The following is an 11,243-nucleotide window of genomic DNA, read 5'->3' on the forward strand; positions in this document are numbered from 1 at the left end:
CAGCCCCAGCAGGATCGCGGTCATGGTGCCATGGCCATGGCCGGTCGCGGCAAGGGACCCGTAGAGGTCAACGCGCAGCGACGCCACCCGCTCCAACACCCCGGAGGCCTTCAGCTCCTCGGCGAACACCGCCGCAGCCCGCATCGGGCCCACCGTGTGCGAACTGGACGGCCCAATGCCGATCGAAAAGAGATCGAAGACTCCAACAGCCATGATAAATACCTTTTGTGAGAACGACGACAGCCGGACAACGGGTCACGGGCCGGGGTGGTACCGGTGCCAGTCCCCCAAGAACCGGGACCGGTACCACGTTTGGGGCTACTCAGGCAGCGGGATCTCGAGATCCGCGGGACCGGGGTAGGGAGAGGGGCAGGCGAAGCCGGCGCCCGGCGTCCTGGCCGGTGAGCTCGCAGCGGTGCCGGCTTGGCGGCGGGCGCGAACGTGGCGGGCGCCGGTGAGGCGGCCGGCGAGTGTCGACGGGGAGGACTGGATCGTCACGCAGGAACTCCATAATTCAGGTGGCACCGAGGGCGCCACGATGAGTCGGGTTCCTCCCCGCTCTGTCTGTGACCTGAGAGTTTCCGCGGATCCTGATGTTGCAGGTTTCCGCTTGCACCTTCGGTGAGCCCGGTAACCGGACTGCTTTCCAGAGTTGCCTAGCCGCGGCGGTACGTGGGCCTGAGAGATTCCTGGGGAGGATTTGCTCCTACGGCGCCTGCTGAACGTACCGGCAGGACTCTCCCGCCGCAGATCAAAAGCATGTGTCGCTTGTGGGTGACACACCTCACACTCTAGCTGTTGCGTGGACCACACACAAAATTACGCCCGGACGCAGGAAATGTTTCCACGTCAGGACGGTGGATGCGGCCCGGGGATCAAATCACCCAGCGCGGGAGGCGGGGGTTTGGCTCAGTGCCCAGGTTCAGTGCTTTGGCCACTTTATGTTGAGCAGCAGCAGTCCCAGCAGGAGCCCGTCGATGGTCATAATTCCCGCCATCAGGTAGGCCCAACCGATCATCATGGGTTGCTCACCGCCCACCGGGAGCACGAAGAGCGGGGGTGCATCACAATGACCATGACGATCTCCTGACGTGGATCCCCCCAGTCACTCGATAGTTCCCCTAGTGTGCCACGGCCGCGCCGAAGAGGGAACGGCAGGACGAGGTGGATCGAATACTGGCGCGCTCTCCTGCCCGGTTGCTTCTGCCCGACACGGCAAAGCCCGGCGCGTTCTGGGGAACACGCCGGGCTTCAGTGGTGTGACGGGGGTGCAATCGGGCCGGAACGCGTGCGGGCCGCCTCGCGGTTCGCCCGGGGTGGCGCCGGGCGAACAGTCAGCGCAGGACGACGGTCCTGTTGCCCTGCAGGAAGACGCGGCCTTCGCAGTGCCAGCGGACGGCGTTGGAGAGGGCTTTGCGTTCGGTGTCCCGGCCGGCGGCGACGAGCTCTTCCGGACCGAAGGTGTGGTCCACCTCCACGACCTGCTGGGCGATGATCGGGCCTTCGTCGAGTTCCGCGTTCACGTAGTGGGCGGTGGCGCCGACGGTCTTCACGCCGCGGGCGTGCGCCTGGTGGTAGGGCCTGGCGCCCTTGAAGCTGGGCAGGAAGGAGTGGTGGATGTTGATGGCGCGGCCGTCCAGTTTGCGGGTCAGGTCGTCGCTGAGCACTTGCATGTAGCGGGCCAGGACCACGAGTTCGACGTCGAGCCGGTCGACCAGCTCCATCAGACGGTCTTCGGCGGCGGGTTTCGTGTCGGCCGTGACGGGCACGTGGAAGAAGGGGATGCCGTGCCATTCCACGATCCCGCGGTGATCCTGGTGGTTCGAGACGACCCCGACGATGTCGATGGGCAGTTCGCCGATGCGGGCGCGGAAGAGCAGATCGTTGAGGCAGTGCTCGAATTTGGACACCATGATCAGGACCCGGTGTTTGGCTGCGTGGGCGCGCAGTTCCCACTGCATCCCGAATTTTTCGGCTACCGGCACGAAGGCTTCCCGGAGCGAGTCCAGGCTGGCCGGTCCGCCGGCGGAGTCACCGGCTGAAGCGAAGTGGAGCCGCATGAAGAATTGGGCGTCGTCCTGCGAGTCGAACTGTTTGCTTTCGAGGATGTCGCAGCCCTGTTCCAGCAGGAATCCGGACACGGCGTGGACCAGTCCCCGTGTTTCCGGGCAATCGAGGGTCAGGACGTATTCAGCGGCGCTGCTCTTCGGAGTATCCATGGTTCAGCACTCGATGACGTTCACGGCGAGGCCTCCGCGGGAGGTTTCCTTGTATTTCGTTTTCATGTCCGCTCCTGTTTCGCGCATGGTTTTGATGGCTTTGTCGAGGGATACTTTGTGGCTGCCGTCGCCGTGGAGGCACAGGCGGGCGGCGTTGATCGCTTTGACGCTGGCGATGGCGTTGCGTTCGATGCAGGGGATCTGCACGAGCCCGCCGACGGGGTCGCAGGTCAGCCCGAGGTTGTGTTCGATTCCGACTTCGGCGGCGTTTTCCACCTGGGCAGGGGTGCCGCCCAGGACTTCGCAGAGCCCGGCCGCGGCCATCGAGCAGGCCGACCCGACTTCGCCCTGGCAGCCGACCTCGGCTCCCGAGATGGAGGCATTGATCTTGAACAGGATCCCGACGGCGGCGGCCGTGAGCAGGAACCGGATGACGCCGTCGTCGTTGGCGCCCGGGACGAACTTGACGTAGTAGTGCAGGACGGCCGGCACGATGCCGGCGGCACCGTTGGTGGGGGCGGTGACGATCCGCCCGCCGGCGGCGTTTTCCTCGTTGACGGCGAGGGCGAACAGGTTGACCCACTCCATCGCGAGCAGCGGGTCGGCGGGCACCTGGACCGGGGACGGGTTCCTCGCCTCGGCTTCGGCGCTGACGGCGGATGCCGCCAGCGTCCGGAACAACGCGGGGGCGCGCCGTTTGACGTTCAGTCCGCCGGGCAGGATGCCCTCCGCGGCGCAGCCGTTCTCGACGCACTGGCGCATGACCGCCCACAGTGCCAGGAGCTTGTCCCGGAGTTCGGCTTCGGTGCGCCAGACGAGTTCGTTGGCGAGCATCACGTCGGAGATGGACATGCCCTCGCGGGCACAGATGTCCAGGAGCTCGTCGGCGGTGGTGAACGGGTACGGCAGGACCGTGTCGTCGGCCACCACCTGGTCAGCGCCCTGTGCGGTGCCGTCCACCACGAAGCCGCCGCCGATCGAGTAGTAGCTGCGCTCCTTGAGCACCGCGCCGGTGTGGTCCAGTGCCCGGAAGGTCATGCCGTTGGGGTGGGCCGGCAGGGACTTGCGGCGGTGCAGCACCACGTCCTCGTCCCAGTTGAAGTCCACCCGGTGGTCCCCGCCGATCCGGAGTTCGGCGTCGAGGGCGGCAGCTGCCACCTGGTCGTCGGCGGTTCCGGTGTCCACCGTCTCGGGGTCCTGGCCCTGCAGGCCCAGGACCACGGCCTTGTCGGAGCCGTGGCCCCGCCCGGTGGCGCCGAGGGAACCGAACAGCTCGGCCTGCACCTTGGTGGTGGAGCTCAGCTGCCCCTCGCTTTTGAGCCCGTCAGCGAACCGTTTGGCTGCCCGCATCGGGCCGACCGTGTGGGAGGAGGACGGCCCGATGCCAACAGAAAACAGGTCAAGGACGCTAAGCGCCATCAGGGAACCTCTGGGGACGCATATTCGCGCATGGCGTCCAGGAGCCAGCGGCCCAGGAACTCCGCAAAGGACGCCCGCGGGAAGATCCGGTAGGTCTCTTCCGCGGTCTTCCACAGGACGGCGGGGATGCCGCCGATTTCCGTGGACAGTGCCATCCCGGCCTTGAACACTGACGGGTGGAGGTCGAGGGAGCAGCCCTTCTCCAGCATGGCGCAGGAGCGGGGGCCGGAGAGTTCAAACGTGGTGCGGTTGGATGACAGGTCCACCACCTGGCCCTGTCCGTCGGCCAGCGCGGCCAGCAGTCTCTGGATGAGATCGGTGCCGAGGGACTCGTGGACTTCGGTGGGTGCCACGACGAGGAATTCCTCGGGTCCCAGCCAGAGCACGGCGGTGTCGCCGGTACCCCGGACGTCTCCTGACTTGGGGGGCAGCCCTCCGGTCACGGAGGAGATTCGCATTCCTGCTTCGGTCTGCGGGTCAACCCTGACACCTATCATGGTCAGGAATGGCACCTCCCGAAGCTCAACGGCGCCGGCCGCCGAGCCGGAGACGAACGCTTCCCGCAGGTGCGATGCGGGGCTTTGCCTGGCATTACGGATCTGGTTTGAGTTTTCGGATGCTGCTGTATCAGCCATCTTTGCGTGTTCCTTTCTGCGTCGAAGAGTACGGTTTCGCCAACGAGCACGTCCACATCCCGGCATGGACGCGGACCAACTGACCAGTGTGAAGCGCGGCACCCGCAAGGTCTCTTGGGCGGCGTATGCGCGAATCGGAGTCCCGTGACTGTAGGGATTTAATGTCATCCGCCCGGCGGGAACTCTCTGGTGTTCAGGGAGTTCCCGCCGGGCGGATGGTGTTTGTGGTGCGGTTCGGGCCTGTCAGTCCTGGCGGACCTTGCTGGGGTCGACGTTCCGGGCGGCGAAGATGAGCAGTCCGGAGGCCAGGATGGGGATCACTCCCCACCAGAGGGTGGCGTTGATCCAGCCGGCGCCGGCGGCGAGGGTGGCGGTGATCAGCAGGCCGCCGATGATCGCCCCGACCTGGCCGGAGGCGTTGATGATGGAGCTGCCGGTCGCCCGGGTGTGGACGGGGAAGCTCTCGCCGGTGAAGAACAGCAGGGCGGAGAAGGGCCCGATGAGGAAGAACAGCCCGGCGCTGTATAGCCCGATGATGAGCGGGAAGTTCCCGTTCGGTGCCTGGAGCATGGTGAAGAAGGAGACGGCACACAGGATCCAGCCGATCCCGATCGCGTTACGGCGCCCGATCCGGTCGCCCAACCAGCCGTGGAACAGGTAGCCGGCGAAGGCCGTTGTATTGGAGATGATAAGGACCAGCAGCGCGTTGTCGAACTCGACGTTCTTGCCGTCCGGTGCGGTAAGCAGCGACGTGCCGAGGATCGCGAAGGCGAGGACGCCGAGCCAGTTCAGGAGGAACGCGCCGCCGATCGTCAGGGTGGACCGCAGCGATTCCCCGCGGAAGACCGAGACGAGTGGGCTGGCCTTCTCCGAGACATCGATTCCGTATTTGCTTCCGAGCTGCTGCGCCTCTTCGATCCGGCCGTCCTTGATCATCTTGTCGATCTGGTGACGGTGGCCGAACTGGGGACTCTCCTTGAGCCAACGTCCGGCGATGACGATGAAGACGGCGGGGAGGGCGGCCACGGCGAAGCAGAGCGCCCACCCGCCGATGGGGAACAGCAGGTAGACAGACCCGGCAGCAAGTACGGAGCCGACCGGCCAGCCCGACTGGACGAGTGAATAGATGAGACCGCGGCGGCGGGCCTTGGCGGGATCGCTTTGGTGGGCGAACATCTCATTGAGGTAGGCCGCGTTGATGGCCTGTTCGGCGTACCCGAGGCCGGCCAGTGAACGCACGAGGACCAGGAAGACGAGTCCCAGGCCGGCAGCGATGCCCACAACCCAGCCGACAGTGGCGGTCAGCAGTGAGGCGACGGCGGCACCGACGACGGCGATCAGGATGCCCTTGCGGCGGCCGATCCGGTCCACGATCGGGCCGATCGCGAAGGCCACCAGTGCAGTGCCGGCGGTCACCCAGGTATTGATCCCCGTGGACTGGGCCGCGCTCAAGCCGAGGTCTGAGGCCAGCATCGGCAGGAGGTTACCGAACAGGACGAAGTCATAGACGGCGAAGGTCCAGGCGAAGAAGCAAATCCAGGTGGCCAGCCGGACGTCCTTGGGCCTGACATCAGACTCGACGAATCGGAAGGTTGGGGCAGAGGACATAACAGTTCCTAATTCACGGGGATGAGTGGGCGATGTGATGAGGATGTGATGAGGACGTGATGAGTACGGAACGAAGGGGCGGCCTGGAGGCCAGAGTGCTGACCGGCCCCCAGACCGCCCCTTCACTGCTGCTCCTCGATCAGCTTGTGGAGCTGAGCTCGGAGACCAAAACCTCGCGGCGTTCGGCGGTGGCCTCCAGGTCGGCCGTGAGCTGGCCGTTGACCTCCTTGAGGACCACGCCGTAGTCCCGGGCGGCCGCCTCGGCGGTCGTGAAGCCGTCCAGCACGTCCTCGAGGACCTTCAGCGGGTCCCGCTTGTGCGGGTCACCGAAGCCGCCACCGCTGGGCACGGTGATCTGCAGGGAGTCGCCGGCCAGCAGCTGACGACCGGTGACCTTGGACGGCCAGGACTCCTCGCCCGCCCGGCCGACGTTCTTCACGAGCGAGCCGTTGAGGCCCTCATGGCCGCCGAAGGCGCCCCACGGCACGTCCGACTCGTGGCGTTCACCCTCGCAGGTGATCGCGGTGTCGGTCAGGAAGGTGTTCTCCCGGACGATGCCGATGCCGCCGCGGAACTCGCCGGCCGCCGCCGGCTCGGAACGCAGTTCGTAGCGGTCGGTGCGCATCGGGAACCGCCACTCGAGCTCCTCGATCGGGTTGTTGCGGGTGTTGGCGATGAGGTTGTCCACGGAGTCCGGCCCGTCGCTGGTGGCGCGGCCGCCGTAGGAGCCCTCGTTGACCTCGAGGTAGACCCAGTACTCGCCCTGCTTCTCGTCCCAACCGGAGTAGGAGATGAAGTGGATGTGGGCGGAGTTGCCGGCGGTGACGCGTTCGGGGATAACGGGGGCCAGGGCCCGCAGGGCCAGGTCTACGGCGCGCTGCACCTGGGAGAACCGCGAGAAGGTCGCCGCCGGGTACTTCGGGTTGAAGATGGTGCCCTCCGGAGCGATCACCTTCAACGGCTTGAGCATGCCCTCGTTCTGGGGCACGAACACCGGGAAGGCGACCTCGTCCAGGAACATCATGCGGGTGATGAACGTGAACGCCGAGACCGTCGTGCCCTCGAAGGCGCAGTTGTAGGCGGTGGGCACCTGTTCGGAGGACCCGGTGAGGTCGTACGTGATCTCGTCACCCTCGATGATCACCTTCACGACGATCGGCAGCTTCTTGCCGTAGTTACGGCCGTCGTCGTCCAGGTAGCCGACCTCGGTTTCGTAGACGCCGTCCGGGATCTTGGCGATCTCCTGGCGCAGCATCCGCTCCGAGTAGTCGATCCAGCTCTGGCCGGCGTCGCGCACCGCGCCGAATCCGTAGCGCTCGATGAGGGCGGTATAGCGGGTCTTGGCCAGCTCGCAGGCGGCGATCATCGCCTGAAAGTCGCCCTCGTTGGAGGTGGGTGTCCGGGTGTTGTTGAGGATGTGCCGGATCAGCGATTCCTGCCGGACGCCCTTCTCGGAAATCTTCACTGCCCGGAAGATGGTGCCTTCGGACTGGATGTCCTGGATGTCCACCATCAGCCCGGAGTACGCGCCGCCGTTGTCGATCAGCTGGCCCGAGGCGCCGGCGAAGCCGACGAGTTCCCCGTCGTGGAAGATCGGTTCGATGATCGCCACGTCGGGGGAGTGCGTGGCGCCCAGATACGGATCGTTGTGCAGGATGATGTCACCATCGTGGATATCATCGCCGAGGACCGAGATCACACCCTTGACGATCTTGGGCATCGAGCCCATGAACATTGGCGTGGAGTCGGACTCGGCCAGCACGTTGCCGTCCTTGTCGAACAGCCCTGCACCGAGGTCCTCGGACTCACGGATGATCGAGGAGTAGGCCATGCGGAACAGCACCGAGGCCATTTCCTTGGCCGCGGAGTTCAGGGCGCCGCCGATCACGCGCATCAGGATCGGGGTGGCCAGTTTCTCGGCGCTCTGGGTGGCAGCCGGGCAGTCGATGACGAGGTTGCCCGCTGCATCCACCGTTCCGGAGAATCCCGGAGGAACAACTATCGTGGAGTCGTACTGCTCGATGATGGCGGGGCCGGCGAAGGTGATCCCCACACCCATCCTGTCCCGGTCATAGAAGCCGGTGTCCAGGGTGACCGGCTTGCCATCCTGTTCGAAGGTCACCGGGCGGGTTTCCACCAGGGCGTCCTCGAGGGAACCGGACTTGATCGCTTCCGGCGTGGGCAGGTCATCCATCACCGCGCTGGCCTCCACCCGGATGTTGATGACTTCCACGGTGCCGTTCTTGAAGCGGTGGCCGTACTCCTCAAAGTGGGCGTCGTGGAAGGCCGCCTCGGCCTTTTCCAGCCAGGCCTGGTTGACCGGTCCGGCGGGGGCAGTGAAGCGGATCTCGTATCCCTGGCCCTCGTAGCGCGCGTCCGCGAGCCATTCAAGCTTGCGGCGTCCGGCCGGCACGTCCTCGGCATCGAGTTGGGCGTTGGCGTCGCGCTCCAGCTGTTCATAGGAGCCCTGGATGGCGGCAGGGTCCGCGCTGGCGAATGTGAACCGCCTGGTCGCGACGAACTCATACTTCTCGTCGGTAGCCAGCAGACCGGTGGCGGCGATGATGCCGGGGTGGGCCGGGATCAGCACCTTCGGGACCTCCAGCTCCGCAGCGATCTCGCAGGCGAACAGTGCGCCGGCACCGCCTGCGGCGACGAGGGTGAAGTCGCGCGGGTCGTAGCCGCGGCGGACGGAGTTCTGCTCGATCGCCTGGGTCATGCCGAACTTCTGGATCTGCAGCGCGCCGAGGGCGGCCTGGTCCACGGACATGTTGAGTTTTTCCGCCAGACCTTCCATGGCCTTTCGGGCGCCCTCGAGATCCAGATCCATGCCGGAGCCTGCCAGGACGCGGTCAGGACGCATGCGGCCCAGCAGCATCTGGGCGTCAGTTGATGTCGGCTCCGTCCCACCGCGGCCGTAGCAGACCGGGCCCGGGACCGCGCCGGCAGACTGCGGGCCGACGCGGAAGACCCCGCCGGCGTCGACGTAGGCGATGGAGCCGCCGCCGGCGCCGATGGTGTCGATGTCCACCATCGGGACCATGGCCTGGTGGTCGCCGATCTTGGTGTCCAGCAGGTGGCGCATGCGCAGTTCACCCTGGTAGGCCACACCGATGTCCGCTGAGGTACCGCCGATGTCCAGGGTGACCACGTTCTCGAAGCCGGACTGGCGACCGGCCCACATGCCGCCGATCAGGCCGCCGACCGGGCCGGACATCATCAGTGTGACGGGCCGCTTGGCAGCCTCCTTGATCGGGACCATACCGCCGGAGGACTGCATCAGCAGGATCTCCCGCTTGTAACCCAAGCCTTCGGCCTGCTCCTGCAGGCGGTAGAGGTAACGGGAGACCCGGGGCCCGACATAGGCATTCAGCGCCGTGGTGGAAAACCGCTCATACTCCCGGTACAGGGGCACGATCTCGCTGGACAGGGACAGGTAAGCCTCGGGGAACTCCTCCGCGACGATCTCCCCGATCCGCTGCTCGTGGGCGGGATTCAGATACGAGTGCAGCAGGCAGACGGCGATGGCTTCGACTCCGGCCGCCTTCAGCTCACGCACGCGCTCACGGACCTCGTCCTCGTTCAGGGCAACCAGGACCTCGCCGTTCGGGGCGGTGATGCGCTCCTTGACGGTGAGCCGGTGACGGCGCTTGATCAGGGGCTTGGTCTGCCAGGGCAGATCCTGCTGCAGAGAGAAGTTGTACGGCTTCTTGTGACGGGCGATGTGCAGGATGTCCCGGAAACCCTCGGTAGTGATCATCCCGACCTCCGCACCCGTGTGCGTCAGTGCGGTGTTCGTAGCCACCGTGGTCCCGTGCACCAGCTGGTCGATCTCCGCAAGCGACACCCCGGCCTTCTCACAGAGCTTCTTGATGCCTGAGATAACGGCTTCGGACGGGTCGTGCGGGGTGGACGGGACCTTCTCCACAACGGCGATCCGCTGGGCGTCGTCCGAAAAATACAAGTCGGTGAATGTACCGCCGACGTCTACTCCGATGCGCTTCATAATGGGGTCCTTTCGGAAGTGAGGCTCAGGACTGCGTTGAAGGGGAAAGCCTGCGGGGCCTCTCGGCCGATAAGGCTAGCCCCGGGTTGGAGTCCGCTGGGGTTAGACCGCAAATCAATGTGCTGTAGATCACACAGTTGCTTACTAAGCAATGTAGTTCCCATGGGAGCAACATGCAATGCCTCGCGGGTCTTTTTTTGAGGCGCCCCTTCTGTATCCAAGCCGGATGTGGCGATTAGGTAAAGGGCGCGGCCCCGGACGCCTTCTCGGACAATTCGCTTGCTCCGACCCCCTCCCTGCCCGGCCCTCTGCAGACCCTGCTCGGGATTTCTCGGTTTTCGGAAGACTTCGGCCAAGGTCCGTAGCCCAAAGGGGGGATTCCGCTAAATCCCAAATAAGGGGGTTGCGCGTTGCGTAATCAGCAACTAGTGTGATGGCACAGCAACAATCTGGACCGGGAACCCCCGGTCCCCGTTGCTTGATCCACCCCATAGCCATTGCCACTATCGGTAAAAAAGGAGTCACGATCATGTCGGAGAACAACCACGAATAGCTTGAGGCCGAACTCGAGAGCCTGCTGGAGAACGTCTTCGCGGCCGACACCGAGGAGTACCACAAGCGCGGATTCAAGCGTCGCGTCGGCTACGGCACCCGGCCGGCCGTCATCCACATCGATATGGCCAGCGCCTGGACCCGCCCGGGCCACCAGTTCTCCTGCAAGAACATGGAGACCATCATCCCGGCCTGTCAGGACCTGAACACTGCGGCCCGCGCCAAGGGCGTGCCGGTGATCTACACGACGACCGCCTATGACGTCCTCGACGTGAACCTGCCATCCGATATGGGCCTCTGGTCCCAGAAGATCCCGGTCGAGACCCTGGACCCCAACTCGGAAGCCGTGAAGATCGACGACCGCATCGCCCCGCAGCCCGGCGAGCTCGTCATCCCGTCATCATCACGGGCGTTACCGCTGCCGGCTGTGTCCGCCACACGGTGGAGGACGCAATCGCTGAGGGCTTCCGCCCGATCATCGTCAACGAGGCCGTGGGCGACCGGGTCCCTGGTGTCGTGGCCTGGAACCTGTTCGACATGGACTCCAAGTTCGGTGACGTCGAGCCGCTGGAGAACGTCATCGGGTACCTCAACAACCTGCCCGACTTCGCCGACACCGTGCCGACCTCGGCGATCCCGATCAATGCCCCTGTGGGCTGATCAGATCCTCACACCACGGCGCGGTCCCGGTTCTCCTGGGCTGCGCCGTGGCGTGCCCGCAGCGGGTGGTGGCCCGGCCTCCGGCCAGAGGTGGAACGGGCACACCGTACGATGACTCCTACGGGTGACTGCACTAGCACCCGG

7 protein-coding genes, 1 pseudogene and 1 riboswitch are annotated in these 11,243 nt (G+C 65.5%); of the genes and pseudogenes, 1 reads left to right on the forward strand and 7 read right to left on the reverse strand.

What is annotated here, in order from left to right; all coding sequences use genetic code 11:
* The 7 genes from J2X01_RS21560 to J2X01_RS21590 all read right to left on the reverse strand — a co-directional run.
* Positions 1-213 (reverse strand): serine dehydratase beta chain (locus J2X01_RS21560; protein ID WP_310062480.1); only part of this gene is annotated, 213 nt, incomplete at its 3' end.
* A gap of 105 nt (positions 214-318) precedes the next feature.
* Positions 319-498: a hypothetical protein gene (locus J2X01_RS21565; protein ID WP_310062485.1), complete on the reverse strand. Its 180-nt coding sequence runs from the start codon at positions 496-498 to the stop codon at positions 319-321.
* A gap of 158 nt (positions 499-656) precedes the next feature.
* Positions 657-754, reverse strand: a riboswitch (glycine riboswitch).
* A 580-nt stretch (positions 755-1,334) separates the two neighbouring features.
* The gene (gene purU, locus J2X01_RS21570; protein ID WP_310062488.1) at positions 1,335-2,219 is read right to left on the reverse strand and encodes a formyltetrahydrofolate deformylase; all 885 of its coding nucleotides are present in this window, start codon (positions 2,217-2,219) and stop codon (positions 1,335-1,337) included.
* Positions 2,220-2,222: 3 nt separating this feature from the next.
* Positions 2,223-3,638, reverse strand: a complete 1,416-nt coding sequence (locus J2X01_RS21575; RefSeq protein ID WP_310062491.1) for an L-serine ammonia-lyase — start codon at positions 3,636-3,638, stop codon at positions 2,223-2,225.
* Positions 3,638-4,273, reverse strand: coding sequence for a sarcosine oxidase subunit gamma (locus J2X01_RS21580; RefSeq protein ID WP_310062495.1), 636 nt, complete (start codon positions 4,271-4,273; stop codon positions 3,638-3,640). The genes J2X01_RS21575 and J2X01_RS21580 overlap by 1 nt, the downstream gene beginning before the upstream one ends.
* A 243-nt stretch (positions 4,274-4,516) precedes the next feature.
* Complete coding sequence (locus J2X01_RS21585) at positions 4,517-5,881, reverse strand: MFS transporter (protein WP_310062498.1); 1,365 nt, start codon at positions 5,879-5,881, stop codon at positions 4,517-4,519.
* A 139-nt stretch (positions 5,882-6,020) separates the two neighbouring features.
* On the reverse strand, positions 6,021-9,887 hold the full coding sequence (locus J2X01_RS21590; protein WP_310062500.1) for a hydantoinase B/oxoprolinase family protein: 3,867 nt from the start codon (positions 9,885-9,887) through the stop codon (positions 6,021-6,023).
* Between the two features lie 676 nt (positions 9,888-10,563).
* Between J2X01_RS21590 and J2X01_RS21595 the strand changes: the two are divergent.
* Positions 10,564-11,099, forward strand: a pseudogene (locus tag J2X01_RS21595) (isochorismatase family protein).
* The last annotated feature ends 144 nt before the right edge of the window (positions 11,100-11,243 follow it).

Source organism: Arthrobacter ginsengisoli (assembly GCF_031456935.1).
Taxonomy (GTDB): domain Bacteria; phylum Actinomycetota; class Actinomycetes; order Actinomycetales; family Micrococcaceae; genus Arthrobacter; species Arthrobacter ginsengisoli.